17 protein-coding genes, 4 tRNA genes and 1 pseudogene are annotated in these 17,461 nt (G+C 52.8%); 14 read left to right on the top strand and 8 right to left on the bottom strand.

The genetic code is table 11. From position 1 onward, the window contains the following. Position 1 precedes the first annotated feature (1 nt). From wzxE to ACLJQD_RS21480, 9 genes are all read left to right on the top strand, one after another. On the top strand, positions 2 to 1,252 hold the full coding sequence (gene wzxE / locus ACLJQD_RS21520) for a lipid III flippase WzxE (protein ID WP_017442081.1): 1,251 nt from the start codon (positions 2 to 4) through the stop codon (positions 1,250 to 1,252). Then, positions 1,249 to 2,328 carry a TDP-N-acetylfucosamine:lipid II N-acetylfucosaminyltransferase gene (locus ACLJQD_RS21515; RefSeq protein WP_017442080.1) on the top strand — a complete coding sequence of 360 codons (1,080 nt, stop codon included), beginning with the start codon at positions 1,249 to 1,251 and terminating at the stop codon, positions 2,326 to 2,328. Before wzxE ends, ACLJQD_RS21515 begins: the two co-directional genes overlap by 4 nt. Continuing rightward, entirely contained in the window at positions 2,325 to 3,683 is a 1,359-nt protein-coding gene (gene wzyE / locus ACLJQD_RS21510) for an ECA oligosaccharide polymerase (RefSeq protein ID WP_000055605.1), read from the top strand. The genes ACLJQD_RS21515 and wzyE overlap by 4 nt, the downstream gene beginning before the upstream one ends. Then, positions 3,680 to 4,420, top strand: coding sequence for a lipopolysaccharide N-acetylmannosaminouronosyltransferase (gene wecG, locus ACLJQD_RS21505; RefSeq protein ID WP_000183617.1), 741 nt, complete (start codon positions 3,680 to 3,682; stop codon positions 4,418 to 4,420). The genes wzyE and wecG overlap by 4 nt, the downstream gene beginning before the upstream one ends. Positions 4,421 to 4,625: 205 nt before the next feature. Next, entirely contained in the window at positions 4,626 to 6,011 is a 1,386-nt protein-coding gene (gene thrP, locus ACLJQD_RS21500) for a bifunctional threonine/serine APC transporter ThrP (RefSeq protein ID WP_000818378.1), read from the top strand. A gap of 102 nt (positions 6,012 to 6,113) precedes the next feature. Then, positions 6,114 to 6,190: transfer RNA gene (locus tag ACLJQD_RS21495), tRNA-Arg, on the top strand. A gap of 54 nt (positions 6,191 to 6,244) precedes the next feature. After that, positions 6,245 to 6,320: transfer RNA gene (locus tag ACLJQD_RS21490), tRNA-His, on the top strand. Between the two features lie 20 nt (positions 6,321 to 6,340). Then, a tRNA-Leu gene (locus ACLJQD_RS21485) sits at positions 6,341 to 6,427 on the top strand. A 42-nt stretch (positions 6,428 to 6,469) separates the two neighbouring features. Next, positions 6,470 to 6,546, top strand: a tRNA-Pro gene (locus tag ACLJQD_RS21480). 581 nt (positions 6,547 to 7,127) lie between these two features. Here ACLJQD_RS21480 and hemY read toward each other — a convergent pair. Genes hemY through hemC form a run of 4 tightly spaced genes read right to left on the bottom strand, consistent with a single transcriptional unit; the run spans position 7,128 to position 11,196 of the window. Continuing rightward, positions 7,128 to 8,324: a protoheme IX biogenesis protein HemY gene (hemY, locus tag ACLJQD_RS21475; RefSeq protein WP_023602562.1), complete on the bottom strand. Its 1,197-nt coding sequence runs from the start codon at positions 8,322 to 8,324 to the stop codon at positions 7,128 to 7,130. Positions 8,325 to 8,326: 2 nt separating this feature from the next. Beyond that, on the bottom strand, positions 8,327 to 9,496 hold the full coding sequence (gene hemX / locus ACLJQD_RS21470; protein WP_000138962.1) for a uroporphyrinogen-III C-methyltransferase: 1,170 nt from the start codon (positions 9,494 to 9,496) through the stop codon (positions 8,327 to 8,329). 21 nt (positions 9,497 to 9,517) lie between these two features. Next, complete coding sequence (gene hemD / locus ACLJQD_RS21465; RefSeq protein WP_017442079.1) at positions 9,518 to 10,258, bottom strand: uroporphyrinogen-III synthase; 741 nt, start codon at positions 10,256 to 10,258, stop codon at positions 9,518 to 9,520. Next, a complete protein-coding gene (gene hemC / locus ACLJQD_RS21460) occupies positions 10,255 to 11,196 on the bottom strand; it encodes a hydroxymethylbilane synthase (protein WP_001521319.1) in 942 nt (313 codons plus the stop codon). Before hemC ends, hemD begins: the two co-directional genes overlap by 4 nt. A gap of 376 nt (positions 11,197 to 11,572) precedes the next feature. On the opposite strand from hemC, the gene cyaA reads away from it, so the two are divergent. The 4 genes from cyaA to ACLJQD_RS21440 all read left to right on the top strand — a co-directional run bounded on the left by cyaA (position 11,573) and on the right by ACLJQD_RS21440 (position 15,685). Beyond that, the gene (gene cyaA / locus ACLJQD_RS21455) at positions 11,573 to 14,119 is read left to right on the top strand and encodes a class I adenylate cyclase (RefSeq protein WP_000281718.1); all 2,547 of its coding nucleotides are present in this window, start codon (positions 11,573 to 11,575) and stop codon (positions 14,117 to 14,119) included. Between the two features lie 107 nt (positions 14,120 to 14,226). Continuing rightward, positions 14,227 to 14,583: a hypothetical protein gene (locus tag ACLJQD_RS21450; protein ID WP_000752580.1), complete on the top strand. Its 357-nt coding sequence runs from the start codon at positions 14,227 to 14,229 to the stop codon at positions 14,581 to 14,583. Positions 14,584 to 14,768: 185 nt separating this feature from the next. Beyond that, entirely contained in the window at positions 14,769 to 15,311 is a 543-nt protein-coding gene (locus ACLJQD_RS21445; RefSeq protein WP_023242831.1) for an STM3941 family protein, read from the top strand. Between the two features lie 11 nt (positions 15,312 to 15,322). After that, positions 15,323 to 15,685, top strand: a complete 363-nt coding sequence (locus ACLJQD_RS21440) for a hypothetical protein (RefSeq protein WP_031607578.1) — start codon at positions 15,323 to 15,325, stop codon at positions 15,683 to 15,685. Between the two features lie 70 nt (positions 15,686 to 15,755). Here the strand turns inward: ACLJQD_RS21440 and cyaY are convergent, their stop codons facing one another. The 4 genes and pseudogenes from cyaY to ACLJQD_RS21420 form a co-directional block, all read right to left on the bottom strand. Next, the gene (cyaY, locus tag ACLJQD_RS21435) at positions 15,756 to 16,076 is read right to left on the bottom strand and encodes an iron donor protein CyaY (protein ID WP_000999925.1); all 321 of its coding nucleotides are present in this window, start codon (positions 16,074 to 16,076) and stop codon (positions 15,756 to 15,758) included. Positions 16,077 to 16,145: 69 nt separating this feature from the next. Further along, on the bottom strand, positions 16,146 to 16,535 hold the full coding sequence (locus ACLJQD_RS21430) for a DUF3021 family protein (protein WP_017442077.1): 390 nt from the start codon (positions 16,533 to 16,535) through the stop codon (positions 16,146 to 16,148). After that, positions 16,523 to 16,825, bottom strand: a pseudogene (locus ACLJQD_RS21425) (hypothetical protein); the annotation flags it as partial. The pseudogene ACLJQD_RS21425 and the gene ACLJQD_RS21430, both read right to left, overlap by 13 nt. Beyond that, positions 16,795 to 17,046 carry a hypothetical protein gene (locus tag ACLJQD_RS21420; RefSeq protein ID WP_001621231.1) on the bottom strand — a complete coding sequence of 84 codons (252 nt, stop codon included), beginning with the start codon at positions 17,044 to 17,046 and terminating at the stop codon, positions 16,795 to 16,797. The gene ACLJQD_RS21420 and the pseudogene ACLJQD_RS21425, both read right to left, overlap by 31 nt. A gap of 185 nt (positions 17,047 to 17,231) precedes the next feature. On the opposite strand from ACLJQD_RS21420, the gene lptM reads away from it, so the two are divergent. Beyond that, positions 17,232 to 17,435 (top strand): LPS translocon maturation chaperone LptM, encoded by a 204-nt coding sequence (gene lptM / locus ACLJQD_RS21415; RefSeq protein ID WP_000799903.1) that lies wholly within the window; start codon positions 17,232 to 17,234, stop codon positions 17,433 to 17,435. Positions 17,436 to 17,461: the final 26 nt, after the last annotated feature.

The following is a 17,461-nucleotide window of genomic DNA, read 5'->3' as shown; positions in this document are numbered from 1 at the left end:
TATGTCGCTTGCTAAAGCCTCCCTGTGGACGGCGGTCAGTACGCTGGTAAAAATTGGCGCCGGACTGCTGGTGGTGAAACTACTGGCCGTCTCTTTTGGTCCGTCGGGCGTCGGACAAGCGGGTAACTTCCGCCAGATGATCACCGTGCTGGGCGTATTGGCTGGCGCCGGGATATTTAACGGCGTTACCAAACTCGTCGCACAACATCATGATGACCCGGCGCAGTTACGTACCGTGGTGGGAACCTCCTCCGCGATGGTATTGGGGTTCTCTACGCTGCTGGCGCTGGTCTTCCTGCTGGCGGCGGCGCCGATTAGCCAGGGATTGTTCGGTCATACGGACTATCAAGGGTTGGTGCGTCTGGTTGCGCTGGTACAAATGGGGATCGCCTGGGCGAACCTGCTGCTGGCGCTAATGAAGGGCTTTCGTGACGCGTCGGGTAATGCCTTATCGTTAATTGTCGGCAGCTTTTTGGGCGTCGCCGCCTGGTATCTCTGCTACCGTGTCGGCGGCTATGAAGGCGCTCTGCTTGGCCTGGCGCTGGTGCCGGCGCTGGTGGTAGTGCCAGCCGGTATAATACTGATTAAGCGCGGCACCGTCCCGCTACGCTATCTCAAGCCCTCCTGGAACAACGGTCTGGCAGGGCAGCTCAGTAAATTTACCCTGATGGCGCTGATTACCTCCGTTACGATGCCGGTCGCCTATGTGATGATGCGAAACCAACTGGCCGCGCACTATAGCTGGAGCGATGTCGGGATCTGGCAGGGCGTAAGCAGTATTTCTGACGCCTATCTGCAATTTATCACCGCCTCCTTCAGCGTTTACCTGTTACCCACGCTCTCACGCCTGACGGAAAAACAGGACATTACGCGCGAAGTAGTAAAAGCGCTGAAATTTGTTTTACCGGCGGTTGCGGCGGCGAGTTTTACCGTCTGGCTACTGCGCGATTTTGCTATCTGGCTGCTTTTTTCCGCCAAATTCACCGCGATGCGCGATCTGTTCGCCTGGCAGTTAGTGGGCGACGTGCTGAAAGTCGGCGCCTATGTTTTCGGTTATCTGGTGATTGCCAAAGCGTCGTTGCGATTTTACATTCTGGCTGAAATTAGCCAGTTCATTCTGTTAACGGCGTTCGCTCACTGGCTGATTCCCGCTCACGGCGCGCTGGGTGCGGCACAGGCTTATATGGCCACCTATATTGTCTATTTTTCACTTTGTTGCGGCGTATTTTTACTCTGGCGTAGGCGAGCATGACTGTACTGATTCACGTCCTGGGATCGGATATCCCTCACCATAACCACACCGTGCTGCGGTTTTTCAATGATACGCTGGCCGCCACAAGCGAGCACGCGCGCGAATTTATGGTTGCCGGCGAAGATAACGGTTTCACGGAAAGCTGTCCGGCGCTCTCGCTTCGTTTTTATGGCAGTAAGAAAGCGTTGGCGCAGGCGGTCATCGCCAAAGCGAAAGCAAATCGTCGACAGAGATTCTTCTTTCACGGTCAGTTCAACACCAGCCTGTGGCTGGCGCTGTTAAGCGGCGGTATTAAGCCAGCTCAGTTTTACTGGCATATCTGGGGCGCGGATCTCTACGAAGTGTCCCACGGGCTGAAATTCCGCCTTTTCTACCCGCTTCGTCGTATCGCGCAGGGGCGAGTAGGATGCGTATTCGCGACGCGCGGCGATCTCAGCTATTTTGCGCGTCAGCATCCGGACGTACGCGGCGAGTTGCTCTATTTCCCGACGCGCATGGATCCTTCCCTGAATGCTATGGCAAAAGAGCGCCAACGTGCGGGGAAATTGACCATTTTGGTAGGGAACTCCGGCGATCGCAGTAACCAACATATTGCGGCATTACGGGCGGTGTATCAGCAGTTTGGTGATACGGTAAACGTGGTGGTGCCGATGGGCTATCCGGCCAATAACCAGGCCTATATTGATGAGGTTCGTCAGGCCGGTCTGGCGCTATTTAGCGCCGAAAATCTACAAATTCTTAGCGAAAAAATGGAATTTGATACCTATCTTGCGCTGTTGCGCCAGTGCGACCTCGGTTATTTTATTTTTGCCCGCCAACAGGGGATCGGGACGTTGTGTCTGCTAATTCAGGCCGATATCCCGTGCGTACTGAACCGCGACAATCCTTTCTGGCAGGATATGGCGGAACAGCATCTGCCCGTCCTGTTTACCACGGACGATCTTAATGAGCAGGTCGTGCGCGAGGCGCAGCGTCAGCTCGCATCGGTAGATAAAAGCGGCATTACCTTCTTTAGCCCCAACTACCTGCAACCGTGGCATAATGCGTTGAGAATCGCCGCAGGAGAAGCCGAATGAGTTTAATGCAATTCAGCGGGCTGCTGGTGGTCTGGCTGCTCTCTACGCTGTTTATCGCCACGCTGACCTGGTTTGAATTCCGCCGCGTGCGTTTTAACTTCAACGTTTTCTTTTCGTTGCTGTTTTTGTTGACCTTCTTTTTTGGTTTCCCGCTAACCAGCGTGCTGGTATTTCGTTTCGACGTTGGCGTCGCGCCGCCGGAAATCTTATTGCAGGCTCTATTATCCGCCGCCTGTTTCTACGGCGTGTATTACGTGACCTATAAAACGCGTTTACGCAAACGCGTTGTGGATGTACCACGCAAGCCGCTATTTACCATGAACCGGGTGGAAACCCACCTTACCTGGGTGATCCTGATGGGCATCGCGCTGGTGAGCGTGGCGATTTTCTTTATGCATAACGGCTTTTTGCTGTTCCGGCTGCACTCCTACAGCCAGATCTTTTCCAGCGAAGTTTCCGGCGTGGCGTTAAAACGGTTCTTCTATTTCTTCATTCCGGCGATGCTGGTGGTCTATTTCCTGCGCCAGGACAGCAAAGCGTGGCTGTTTTTTCTGGTGAGCACCGTCGCGTTTGGCCTGTTGACCTACATGATTGTCGGCGGCACGCGCGCCAACATCATTATTGCGTTTGCTATCTTCCTGTTTATCGGCATTATTCGGGGCTGGATCAGCCTGTGGATGCTGGCGGCGGCGGGCGTGCTGGGGATTGTCGGTATGTTCTGGCTGGCGCTCAAACGCTACGGATTAAATGTGAGCGGCGATGAGGCGTTCTATACGTTTCTTTATCTGACGCGCGATACCTTTTCGCCGTGGGAGAATCTGGCGCTGCTGTTGCAAAATTACCACAATATCGATTTTCAGGGGCTGGCCCCTATCGTGCGTGATTTCTACGTTTTTATTCCCACCTGGTTATGGCCGGGGCGACCCAGTATCGTGCTGAATTCTGCGAATTACTTCACCTGGGAAGTCCTGAACAACCATTCTGGCCTGGCGATATCGCCAACGCTTATCGGATCGCTGGTGGTCATGGGCGGGGCGCTGTTTATTCCGCTCGGCGCGATCGTCGTCGGGCTGATTATCAAATGGTTCGACTGGCTGTATGAACTGGGTAACCGGGAGCCCAATCGCTATAAGGCGGCGATTCTGCACAGTTTCTGCTTTGGCGCCATCTTTAATATGATTGTGCTGGCGCGAGAAGGGCTGGATTCGTTTGTCTCGCGCGTGGTTTTCTTCCTGGTGGTTTTTGGCGCCAGCCTGCTGGTCGCTAAGCTTCTGTTCTGGTTATTTGATAGCGCCGGACTGATTCATAAACGTACAACTTCGCTCCCTCAGGCACAGGTGGAAGGAAAACTATGACCAATAATGCCGCTGCGCCCCTTTACTCGCTGCGTGGATTACCTCTGATTGGCTGGCGCGACATGTCACACGCGCTGAATTATCTGTTTGCCGATGGACAACTGAAGCAAGGCACGTTGGTGGCGATCAACGCCGAAAAGCTGCTGACGGCGGAAGATAATCCGGAAGTCCGCGCGTTGATAGCGGCGGCGGAATTTAAATATGCCGATGGCATCAGCGTGGTGCGTTCAATACGTAAAAAATTTCCGCAGGCGCAGGTTTCTCGTGTGGCTGGCGCCGACCTTTGGGAAGCGTTAATGGCGCGCGCGGGTAAAGAAGGCACGCCGGTATTTCTTGTCGGCGGCAAGCCTGAGGTGCTGGCGCAGACGGAAGCAAAACTGCGGACGCAGTGGAACGTCAATATTGTGGGTAGCCAGGACGGTTACTTTACGCCGGAGCAGCGTCAGGCGCTATTTGCGCGTATCCATGCCAGCGGCGCGAAAATTGTCACCGTCGCGATGGGATCGCCAAAACAGGAATTGCTCATGCGCGATTGTCGGGAAGTGCATCCCCATGCGCTATATATGGGGGTGGGCGGTACCTATGATGTGTTTACCGGTCACGTCAAACGCGCCCCAAAAATATGGCAGAACCTGGGGCTGGAGTGGTTGTATCGTCTGCTTTCGCAACCGAAGCGTATTACCCGCCAGATGCGTCTGCTGCGCTACCTTCGCTGGCACTATACTGGCGATCTCTAATTCTCCCTTCTGATACTTGAGCAGCGGATTGTGCTTATGGCGCTGCTCATTCACAACATAATCGATGATTTATTACACAATAAATGCATTTTTTTAATGCTCCATTTGCCATTTGTCCAAATTTAAGAAAATATTCGCAACAATCGATGTACCCATAACAATAACCGGTACTACCGGAACCGTTGCAAACACGACATGAGGATTTATGGCAGAGAAAAAACCGGAGCTACAGCGTGGGCTGGAAGCTCGTCATATTGAATTGATTGCCCTCGGGGGCACCATCGGCGTCGGACTCTTTATGGGCGCCGCCAGTACGCTGAAATGGGCGGGCCCGTCAGTGCTGCTGGCGTATATCATCGCCGGATTGTTCGTCTTTTTCATTATGCGTTCGATGGGGGAGATGCTCTTTCTGGAACCTGTTACCGGCTCCTTTGCCGTGTACGCCCACCGGTATATGAGTCCTTTTTTTGGCTATCTTACCGCCTGGTCATACTGGTTTATGTGGATGGCGGTCGGGATCTCGGAAATTACCGCCATTGGGGTCTACGTCCAGTTCTGGTTTCCGGAGATGGCGCAGTGGATACCGGCGCTGATTGCCGTCGGACTTGTTGCGTTGGCGAATTTGGCTGCGGTGCGCCTGTATGGTGAAATCGAGTTCTGGTTTGCGATGATCAAAGTCACCACGATTATTGTGATGATCATCATCGGTCTGGGGGTGATTTTCTTCGGCTTTGGTAACGGCGGCCAGGCGATTGGCTTTGGTAATCTGACCGAGCATGGCGGCTTTTTTGCCGGCGGCTGGAAAGGCTTTCTGACCGCATTATGTATCGTGGTGGCCTCTTATCAGGGGGTTGAGTTGATCGGTATTACCGCCGGTGAAGCGAAGAATCCGCAGGTGACGTTGCGTAGCGCGGTGGGTAAAGTGCTGTGGCGTATCCTGATTTTTTATGTTGGCGCGATTTTCGTGATCGTCACCATTTTCCCGTGGAATGAGATTGGCAGCAACGGCAGCCCCTTTGTACTCACCTTCGCGAAAATCGGCATCACCGCCGCGGCGGGCATTATCAACTTTGTCGTGCTGACGGCGGCGCTCTCTGGCTGTAACAGCGGAATGTATAGCTGTGGGCGTATGCTTTACGCGCTGGCGAAAAACCGTCAACTGCCGGCGGCAGTCGCGAAAGTCTCTCGCCACGGCGTGCCGGTCGCGGGCGTGGCGCTCTCTATTTTGATTTTGCTGGTAGGTTCTTGCCTGAACTACATCATCCCCAATCCGCAGCGCGTCTTTGTTTACGTTTATAGCGCCAGCGTACTGCCGGGGATGGTGCCGTGGTTTGTCATTCTGATTAGCCAACTGCGCTTTCGTCGGGCGCATAAAGAAGCGATTGCGGATCATCCTTTTCGTTCCATTATGTTTCCGTGGGCGAACTATTTGACGATGGCGTTTCTGGTTTGCGTTTTAATCGGCATGTACTTTAATGAAGATACGCGCATGTCGCTGTTTGTCGGCGTCATCTTCCTGCTGGCCGTCACGCTGGTCTACAAAGTTTTCGGCCTGAATCGTCACGGAACCGCCCACAAGGTGGGGGAATAAGCGCCAAAATGCGCAAAGCATAACCAAACGCGCATTTTATTTAAAAAGGCACTGGACAGCGGGGTGTGAAGTCCGTATTATCCACCCCCGCAACGGCGCTAAGCGCCCGTAGCTCAGCTGGATAGAGCGCTGCCCTCCGGAGGCAGAGGTCTCAGGTTCGAATCCTGTCGGGCGTACCATTTATTTAGGTGCTTGAGCTGCGGTGGTTTAATACCGCGTAAAAAGTTTCAGTGGTGGCTATAGCTCAGTTGGTAGAGCCCTGGATTGTGATTCCAGTTGTCGTGGGTTCGAATCCCATTAGCCACCCCATTAATATAGAGTTGTGAAACGCGAAGGTGGCGGAATTGGTAGACGCGCTAGCTTCAGGTGTTAGTGTCCTTACGGACGTGGGGGTTCAAGTCCCCCCCCTCGCACCACGACTCAATGAATTGAACTAAAAATTCAAAAAAGCAGTATATCGGCGAGTAGCGCAGCTTGGTAGCGCAACTGGTTTGGGACCAGTGGGTCGGAGGTTCGAATCCTCTCTCGCCGACCAATTTTGAACCCCGCTTCGGCGGGGTTTTTTGTTTTCTGTTCATTTTCAACCCCTTATCCCGCACGTGTTGCCATTATGGTTTATTGGCGATATCCCAGTCTTCATTTGTCGCTATTCGGTGACGAATAATCTATTGATTTATAATCACTTTATAAAAAGCATCCTGTTCTGTCTCCGCCGGGCGACACGCTAAAACCTCGCCAGCGGCGGGGGGATGACAATCGCGTGAATTCTCTACGTTTTTTTAATGCCTGCGCCTGTTTTTTAGCGGTGCAAAGATGGCACGTTATGTGCAATAATGTACGGGTAGATGCTCATTCCATCTCTTATGTTCGCCTTCTGGCCTCATAAACTCAGGAATGATGCAGAGCCGTTTACGGTGCTTATCGTCCACTGACAGATGTCGCTTACGCCTCATCAAACACCCTGGACACAACGTTGAGTGAAGCACCCCTTTATGTTGTCATACAGACCTGTTTTGACGCCTGCCCCTTAACCGGGCAGGCGTTTTTTTATGCATCCCGAATGATTTTGTGTAGATGGTAGGCCCGGTAAGCGAAGCGCCACCGGGCAAGAGGGAATTACTGCGGGGGATTGTTCTGTAATGTCAGCATCAAGCCATCGCGCCGCATGGCGGCGGCCTCTTCCGGTTGATGCAGTCGATCAAGCGCATCGGCAAGCCAGGCATAATCATACGCGTCCGGGCGTTGTTTTAGCGCGGCGCGGAAAGCCAGGGTCGCCTCCTGCCATTCACCGTGTTTCATTAGCGACTGGCCGAGCGTGCTCCATAACAGCGGGCGATCGCCTACCGTCTTGATTTGCTGGCGCAGCACTTTCTCCAGTTGTTCCGGATTATTGGTTCTGAGGCGAGGAATGGGCAGCACCAGCCGATCGTCATACTGGCGTTTTAGACCATCGATGATAATCTGCTGCGCCATATCATGATCGTCACATTCGATCAGATGCTCGGCCATTGCGACCTGCAGCGCCACCTGATGGCGGGTTTTACGGCTTTGGTTTTTCCACCAGGTGCGTAATCCTTCGCTGCCCTGCTCGGCGCGCGCCTGATCCATGAGTCCTATCCACGCCTGTTGTTCGAGCATGGCGCGATGCGCTTCATCGCCGACGTGCGCTTTCGCCATGGATGGGATGATATCCAGTAAAGAACTCCATGCGCTGGTGCGAATATAGGCCTGTTCCGCCAGACGCAGAACTTCCGGGTGACGCGGCGTGACCTCCAGCAGTTTGTCCACGCCGTGACGCGCCGCGTGATTTTCATTGCGCGCCAGCTGTAAGCGCACGCGCGTGATCTCGACCGGGATGGTGTCGTTCCCCGCCAGCTCTGCCGCACGTTCAAGGTGCTGATTAGCGCGTGCTTCATCGCCGCGCTGCTGCGCCGCTTCTGCCGCCAGCAGATAATTTACCACCGGTTGTTCAGCATGGTCGGCATTTTTTGACATCAGCTTTTCAACCTGCTGATAGTCGCCCTCCGCCAGCTTCAGCAGCGCCTGTTCGGTCTGCTTGCGGGCGCGACGGCGTTTACGGCCGGCAAACCAACCGCGGGTGTGCGCGCCGGTACGAAACAGACGGCGTAGCAACCACTCAATGGCGAATAGCACCACCATAGCGACGATGAGAATGATCGCCAGTCCGGTGACGCTGGTTTCAATGTTGTAGGTATCGGTCTGGATTAACACATAGCCCTGGTGACCGGCTATCATCGGGCCGACCACGATACCCGCGAGCAACAACACAAAGAGCAATAATACTTTTAGCATCATTATTCTCCTTGCGGCGCGGCTGCCGGAGCGTCTGTCTGCGTGGCAGGCGCTGCCGTAGAGACTGTCGGTTGCGCCAGCAGATTACGCACGCGGGTTTGCATCAGTTTTTCAAGGATCGCCTGGCTTCCCAGGGTTTCCGGCAGATCCATCGTGATATTTTGCTGGCTTAATTTATCGACCTCCTCCAGGAAGGCTTTTGTCGCGGCGTCGTCAGTATCGTAATAAGCGCGAACCCAGGTCGAAACGTTATCCAGCGCCTGACGGTATGTTTCTTCCTGATGGCGTGGCACGGCCTGCGCGGCGACTAACAGGCGGGAGCGAATATTTTCGCGTAAATAGACGTCCTGGTTGGGCGCCAACAGCGGTACGGCAGTATCATCGCGGCGGCGAATGGTAATAAAGCTGTCCATAAAGTTCTGCCAGCTTTTTTGCAGGTTAACGCGCCATTCGCTTAGCGAGCTGGACAGCTCGCTGCTGTCTGAATCCATCGGCGAACCATCGGTATCGTTATCCGCCAGACGCAAGTTATCGATTTGGTTAGAGAGCTGATTGAGCTTGAGAATAATGCCGTCGTAGTCGATCTGCGCAACGGATGACAGGCTGGCGATATCGTCAGTAATCGCGCGTCGTGCGGTAATCAGGCTGGGGTCATTCATGTCCGCCAGACTGGCGTCAGCGCTTTTGAGCAGCGCAGCGGCGGTAGTGACGTCCTGATCGCTCCACAGCTTACGTCCGGCGAGTTTCACCAGGAAATCAGCCTGCGCCAGCAGCCAGGTTTTAGCATCGCTGCCGGAAATGGTGGCGACTTTTTGTTGTACTTCATCAAGCTGTTTCGCCAGCGCCGCCTGTTGGCGATTCGCGTCATCTAACTGCGCCGCTTGTTTTTTGATAATCCCTTCCAGCTCCGCTTTTTGGCTCTCCTGCGCCTTTTGCAAGGCGGTCAGTTGCGTCGCCAGCGCATCGCTGGTTTCCGTTTGCGCGGTTGCTTGCTGTTTCCCCCAGCCATAAAGCCCAATACCTGCCGCCAGGGCAATCGCAATCGCCACCGCGCTTAATACCAGCGCGGCGCCGTTCTTACTTTTTTTCTCGGTATTAACTGGCTGTGGCGTGGTTTCCACGCTCTCCCTGGTCTCATCAACCACGGCGGAGGATTTTTCTTGTTCCGTCATTATGGCATCCCATTATGAGAGTTATTGTAATGCGCGCAACAGCGCATCGTTGTCGGCGTTATCAGCGACCTTAATATCTTGCCAGCCCAGTTCCCGGGCGAGGTGCGCCAGACGCTCACTGACGACCAATAGCCGACAGCGTAGTAACCAGTGCTCACGATACCACTGGGGAGTCAGCGACCAGAGCCGTTGCAACATCTCGCCGCTGGTAACAACAAGTGTTGTTACGCCGCGAGTATGCCAGCGCATCGCTTCTTCCGCGCCATCGTAATGTTTCGCACATCGTTGATAACATTCACAAAAACTGACTTCGGCTCCGCGAGCTGTCAGGGTTTCGCCCAGCAGTTCGCGGCCGCCATTGCCACGCAAAATCAGCGCGCGTTTGCCCGCAATATTTTGTAATTCAGGTAATTGTAGCAAGGCTTCGCTGATTTCCCGATCCAATGGATAACGAATATCGAACCCGCTAACGGTATGAAGGGCGAGCGCCGTGGTGCGGCCAATCGCGAAATAGCGCGGCGCCACAGGCCAGTTTCGACCATCCCGCTGGAGCTGGGCGTGAGCAAAGGCGACGGCGTGCTGTGAAAGGGCAAAAACCAGATCGTTTTCCGCGAGCATCGCCAGGCGGTCGGCCAGGGTGGGTAGCTCCCGGCCGGCGACAAATTCAATCAGTGGAAAACTCCAGGCCACCTGCCCCAGTGCGCGCAGACGGCTCACTAACGCTTCCCCTGCGGGAGAGGGGCGGGTGATCAGAATACTCATGCGGGCGTCTCGCCGTTATAAACTTCCGTCAGAATCGCGCGCGCGCCGTTTTCCAGCAGTTCCTCTGCAAGCGAGATGCCCATTTGCTCCGCCTGCTCGGGAGAACCACGACGTTCGCCGCGCACCATCACCGAACCGTCCGGCGCGCCAACCAGCGCGCGTAACCAAATTTCACCGTTGATGATTTCTGCATAGCTGCCAATCGGCACCTGACACCCGCCTTCCAGGCGGGTGTTCATAGCGCGTTCCGCCGTTACGCGCAGCGCGGTTTGCGAGTGATTCAACGGTGCGAGCAGCGCCTGTGTTCGCGCGTCGTCAAGACGACACTCAATCCCGACGGCGCCCTGGCCTACGGCAGGAAGCGAAACGTCGGGCGGCAAGGCTGTGCGAATGCGCGACTCCAGACCTAAGCGTTTCAGACCGGCCACGGCCAGGATAATGGCGTCATAGTCGCCGTTGTCCAGCTTGCCGAGACGTGTGCCGACGTTGCCGCGCAACGAACGGATAATGAGGTCCGGACGACGTTCCGCCAGTTGACACTGACGACGCAAACTGGACGTCCCGACGATACTACCCGCGGGCAGATCGTCCAGACTGTGATATTTATTCGAGACAAACGCGTCGCGCGGATCTTCGCGCTCGCAAATGGTCACCAGACCGAGACCATCCGGGAAGGCCACCGGAACGTCTTTCATAGAGTGCACGGCGATATCAGCGCGTTTTTCCAGCAGCGCGATTTCAAGCTCTTTAACAAACAGTCCCTTACCGCCCACTTTCGCCAGGGGAGTATCGAGAATCACGTCGCCGCGTGTGACCATCGGCACCAGTTCTACCGTCAGTCCCGGATGGGTTGCCATCAATGCGTCTTTGACATAATGTGCCTGCCAAAGCGCAAGGGGACTTTGGCGTGTGGCAATTCTTAAAACATTGTCTAACATGCTTGTTACCGTCATTATCAATCATTGACCATCCTAACATCCTTATAGAGAGTATGTTAGTTTTCCGGTCACCGTGAGTGAGAGGATAAGGCGCAGTGTCGTCAATGACAGTGAATAATGACGAGAAACCGCCAGCCCGTATTTAAGAATTTACACGCAGCGAACGGTGCTACACTTGTATGTAGCGCATCTTTCTTTACGGTCAATGAGCAAGGTGTTAAATTGATCACGTTTTAGACCATTTTTTCGTCGGTATTGGATAAAAATATGCAGGCGAGAAAGGGTAACGGTTATTTTTGACATACGGTTTATCCCGAATGGCGACGGTCAAGTACTGACCTGCACCATGACGGGTAGCAACATCAGGCGATACGTCTTGTACCTCTATATTGAGACTCTGAAACAGAGACTGGATGCCATAAATCAACTGCGTGTGGATCGCGCGCTTGCTGCCATGGGACCCGCTTTTCAGCAGGTTTACAGTCTTCTGCCGACATTATTGCACTATCACCATCCACTGATGCCGGGTTACCTTGATGGTAACGTTCCCAGCGGTATTTGCTTCTACACGCCTGATGAAACCCAACGCCACTATCTGAACGAACTTGAGCTGTACCGCGGTATGACGCCGCAGGACCCGCCGAAGGGCGAGCTGCCGATTACCGGTGTTTACACCATGGGCAGCACCTCCTCGGTCGGGCAGAGCTGCTCGTCCGACCTGGATATCTGGGTGTGCCATCAGTCCTGGCTCGACGGCGAAGAGCGTCAGTTGCTGCAACGTAAGTGTAGCCTGCTGGAAAGCTGGGCCGCCTCGCTTGGCGTTGAGGTGAGCTTCTTCCTGATCGACGAGAACCGTTTCCGCCATAACGAAAGCGGCAGTCTGGGCGGGGAAGACTGTGGTTCTACGCAGCATATCTTGTTGCTTGATGAGTTTTATCGTACCGCTGTGCGCCTGGCCGGGAAGCGTATCCTGTGGAGTATGGTGCCGTGCGACGAAGAAGAGCATTACGACGACTATGTCATGACGCTCTACGCGCAGGGCGTATTAACGCCAAACGAATGGCTGGATCTGGGGGGCTTAAGCTCGCTCTCCGCCGAAGAGTACTTTGGCGCCAGCCTGTGGCAGCTATACAAGAGTATTGACTCGCCGTACAAAGCGGTGCTGAAAACGCTGCTGCTGGAAGCCTACTCATGGGAATATCCCAACCCACGTCTGCTGGCGAAAGATATTAAACAACGTCTGCATGACGGTGAAATCGTATCGTTTGGACTCGATCCCTACTGCATGATGCTGGAACGGGTCACTGAATACCTGACGGCGATTGAAGATCCGACGCGGCTGGATTTAGTCCGCCGCTGCTTTTATCTGAAAGTGTGTGAGAAATTAAGTCGCGAGCGTGCCTGCGTAGGCTGGCGTCGGGAAGTATTAAGCCAGTTAGTCAGCGAGTGGGGATGGGACGACGCGCGTCTGACCATGCTCGATAATCGCGCAAACTGGAAAATCGATCAGGTGCGCGAAGCCCACAACGAATTGCTCGACGCAATGATGCAAAGCTATCGTAATCTGATTCGCTTTGCGCGGCGCAACAACCTCAGCGTGAGTGCCAGCCCGCAGGATATCGGCGTACTGACGCGTAAGCTGTACGCGGCTTTTGAAGCGTTGCCGGGTAAAGTCACGCTGGTGAACCCGCAGATATCGCCGGATCTGTCCGAGCCGAATTTAACCTTTATCCATGTGCCGCCGGGACGCGCCAACCGTTCAGGCTGGTATCTCTACAACCGCGCGCCGAACATGGATTCCATCATCAGCCATCAGCCGCTGGAATATAACCGTTATCTTAATAAGCTGGTCGCGTGGGCGTGGTTCAACGGCCTGCTGACGTCGCGAACGCATCTGTTTATTAAGGGCAACGGTATTGTCGACCTGCCTAAGTTGCAGGAGATGGTCGCCGATGTTTCGCACCATTTCCCGCTGCGCTTGCCTGCTCCGACGCCGAAAGCGCTCTACAGCCCCTGTGAAATTCGCCATCTGGCGATTATCGTTAACCTCGAATATGACCCGACGGCGGCGTTTCGCAATAAAGTGGTCCATTTTGACTTCCGTAAGCTGGACGTTTTCAGCTTTGGCGAAGAGCAAAACTGTCTGATAGGCAGTATCGACTTGTTATATCGCAACTCGTGGAACGAAGTGCGTACTCTGCACTTTAACGGCGAGCAGGCGATGATCGAAGCGCTGAAAACGATTCTGGGGAAAATGCACCAGGATGCCGCGCCGCCGGATAGCGTCGAAGTGTTCTGCTACAGTCAGCATCTTCGCGGTCTGATTCGCACCCGCGTGCAGCAACTGGTCTCCGAATGTATCGAGCTACGTCTTTCCAGCACCCGTCAGGAGACCGGTCGCTTCAAGGCGCTGCGGGTTTCCGGGCAGACGTGGGGACTATTCTTCGAACGCTTGAATGTCTCGGTGCAGAAGCTGGAGAACGCTATCGAATTCTACGGCGCGATTTCGCATAACAAGCTGCACGGGCTGTCGGTACAGGTGGAAACCAACCAGGTGAAATTGCCGTCAGTGGTGGATGGCTTCGCCAGCGAAGGGATCATCCAGTTCTTCTTTGAAGAAACGGGCGATGAGAAAGGCTTTAATATTTATATTCTGGATGAAAGTAACCGGGCGGAAGTGTATCACCACTGCGAAGGTAGCAAGGAAGAACTGGTGCGCGACGTCAGTCGCTTCTATTCGTCATCGCACGATCGCTTCACGTATGGCTCCAGCTTTATCAACTTTAACCTGCCGCAGTTCTACCAGATAGTGAAAACCGATGGCCGCGCGCAGGTGATCCCATTCCGTACGCAGCCTATCAACACCGTGCCGCCAGCAAACCAGGATCATGACGCACCGCTATTGCAGCAGTATTTTTCGTAAGTGCTGCGCCGGGCAAAGCTGCCCGGCCGGCGTTCACCGCTTCACATTAACTTCACCCAACTTCGTTACTGTGACCTCCGCATTTGGTTTACAGGAGGAGGTTTGAGGTGGCAGATGCGTTCATTTTGTTAGGGATAGTCATGGCGATGGTTAGCCTCGGCTTCATTCTTATAAATAAGTTATTCTGTTTTATATCCGCTGGGTGCCTGCTCTCGCTATGCGCCAGCATGGCCAGTTTTCAACTCTGGGATGCGTCTTACTGGGGGCGATGGGGAAAAGTATGTCCCGGTCTGGAGGATGTGATCATCTCCTGCGACAATTACCATTTTCTCTATGACTTGGGATGGGAATTGTACGGTATCGCCTTTTTGTTCTTTACCGCGTTAATGCTCACATGTGCGGCCATTATTCTTATCAATATGATTATGGCTTTAGAACGATACTGTGCCGGATGGCGGCGCTAACACGCCTTATCCAGCCTACATTCGAAGAATGCTCATTGAGCGGAACAAGGTTTAGACAATATTTTTTCTTATACAATTTATGTAGTAATATTCAGACCGTTCAAAACGCTATCGCGTTCTTCATTGTTTTCGTAAATATGTTTTGAAAAACCATATTAGAAACAAAAGCTCTTTAATGGTTTCTTATGGATGTTTTTATAAAAGGATATTATATGTCAATAAACAACCCTATTCTTATTTACGTGAATAAGAAACGACAAATAAAATTAGCTCTGTTTTATTCAGTGTTAGCTATAGCTCTTATGATGAGCCTCTTTCTAAATTATAGTATTATGCTAAAGATGATGTGTGTTTTTTTCATAATCCTCATGATAGCAGGCGCAAGTGCTTACTGGTACTCCGCCTTTTCAGGAAAGCCACAGCTAACGTTGAACCAGGAGGGAGTAACATTACACACAACCAGGCTACCAATAGTTTACTGGCATGAAATCGACTATGTTGGTGAGCGTGTTAGCGATAATACGCCTGTGCTGGCCGTTTTTGTCAAAGATGTTGAGCTTTATTGTCAGCGAATTACTAATGAGAAAATGCGTAATAATTTTCTGTCATTATTAAATAAGCATGGAAGTAATCGCATGATGAATATCTCTCTAAACGATCTCGATTATGACTCGGATGAGTTACAGGATATTTTTAAAATGGCTGTTGCCAGAAACCTGGAACAATAGGGTAGAGATATATGTTTTTTGTTATTACTCACCATATTGATGTGCTGCCTCTGGCAACCCTACCCACACATGAAACATGCCCTTATTGTAATAATCAGGATGTATGGTTGATTATTCGCCAAAAAAGGACCCGTACATGTGGTTTGTCTCAAGCGAGAAAAAGAGATAAGTTTGGTTTAGCGATATGCAAGCATTGCAGCAATGAAATCAAGGAAAAACGTTGGTCACCAGCGTTACGTCAACTTTTTAACGAGCAGAAGCCACTATTTAACCTAACCTTTTGGCAACGCTACGGTTTTTGGGTTGGTTGGTTGAGTGTATGGCCCGCGCTGTTTCTGGCAACCTGGCTGTATTTCACATTTCGGGGTTGGTAATACGACCGCATATCTCGTTAAATATACGCAGGAAAGCGCTATTCTTCTGGCTCTCCTGCGGAATTAAAACTTAGCGAAAACTCACCTTTTCACCCGCCTGCTGCGTTGCCGCCTGCTCCAGCAGATCCCAGAAGGTTTCGCCGCTGCGATCGCAAACCCACTCGTCACCTTTCAGGTCAAAGTGATAGCCGCCCTGTTTGGTTGCCAGCCACACCTGGTGCAACGGCTCCTGACGGTTAATAATGATCTTACTGCCGTTCTCAAAGCTGAGGGTCAGCACGCCGCCGTTGATTTCGCAGTCGATATCGCTGTCGCCGTCCCAGTTATCGAGGCGTTCTTCAATGGTGAGCCACAGGGCGTCAGCCAGGCGATGAAATTCACTGTCGTTCATTGTTTTATCCCGCTATTGAGTGATATCGCCAGTATAAGGGGAAGCGTCAGCTTCTGGAACCGATACGAATTACCGTTGTGAGCGGTAAAGGATAAAACCCAGCGGTAGATAAATGACGATAAATAGCGCACTGGTGATAAGTATAACGGACGCGTTAACCGGGAAATGGTTCAGAGCCGACAGCATTGCCACCATCAGCGCGACGCAGCCGCCGCAGAGGAGAAAATGCAACAGGATTAAGGGGGCGCGCGGCTTTGCTTTGATATCCAAAAGAGCGCTAAGCAGACCGAGTACCGCGCTTATCGTCAGAACCCCGGCAGCTTCAACACCGTTTATCGTGCCGTGCATAACGCTTTCAATAATGACGTAAATGCATGAACCGATCCCCACGCCCCGAAGGGCGTTTTTCAGATGTTTATTCAAACGTGCAAAATGGTTTAGCGGCGTCATTTTTGGCATTCCTGCGCCTGCGTTATGATGATGATATCTTTATTGTTGGTGTACATGACGTTCCTATTCAGAATATGCGTCTTATCCGGACAGGAGGATGCTGTTCGGTAAAGCTGGCTGCCAATCCACGTATAAACGTAGCGGTTATCATACGCAAAACGTTCGGTGACTTTTAGCGGCCCATTGATGCTAAGGACCTGAATACCCTGACCTTGCTGGCTATCACGCATAAAATAGCCGTGCTCTTTTCCGGCGTTAATTTTCCGGTTCAGGAAGGGGGCTGGGCTATCCAGTTCCAGCCCTGAGTTGCCGGGTTAATCAATGAATTGGGTAACCGACGCAGGCGTTTGAAATTCACCTCCGGCAACGAAAGATTGTTCTCCTCTTCTGGCTGGAGATAAACCACGCCGCTGCCTTGCCGTTGATAAACATTGTGCGGAGATTCACTTAGCCGGCATCCCCAGGCGGGAGGCAGCAGAAGTGAAAGCGAAAAAAGGCAAAACAAATTACGATATTGCATAAGGTCATCCGGACGTGGTACGTAAACCTAAAGTGATTAGCAAAGCATGTTTCCTGATGTAAATGCGCAATAATCATGGCAACGCGCCGCTTTTCAGATTTTATAAAGAGCCCCTAAACGCTTGCTTTTACGCCTTCTCCTGCGATGATAGAAAATAGAAAGCATGAACTTACAGGCAATCCATAATGAAAAACGTGTTTAAGACACTCGCTGTACTTCTGACTCTGTTCAGCCTGACGGGCTGCGGTTTGAAAGGGCCGCTTTATTTCCCGCCAGCCGATAAAAATGCGCCGCCGCCGACGAAAAAAGTCGATTCGCAAACGCAGTCCACGATGCCCGATAAGAACGATCGCGCAACGGGAGATGGCCCGTCCCAGGTCAATTACTGAGGATAGTTTTCTGTCCCCGCGTGAAC

The sequence above is a fragment of the Salmonella sp. SAL04214 genome (assembly GCF_046550615.1).
Taxonomy (GTDB): domain Bacteria; phylum Pseudomonadota; class Gammaproteobacteria; order Enterobacterales; family Enterobacteriaceae; genus Salmonella; species Salmonella enterica.
This window is presented reverse-complemented; position numbering and strand designations above follow the sequence as displayed.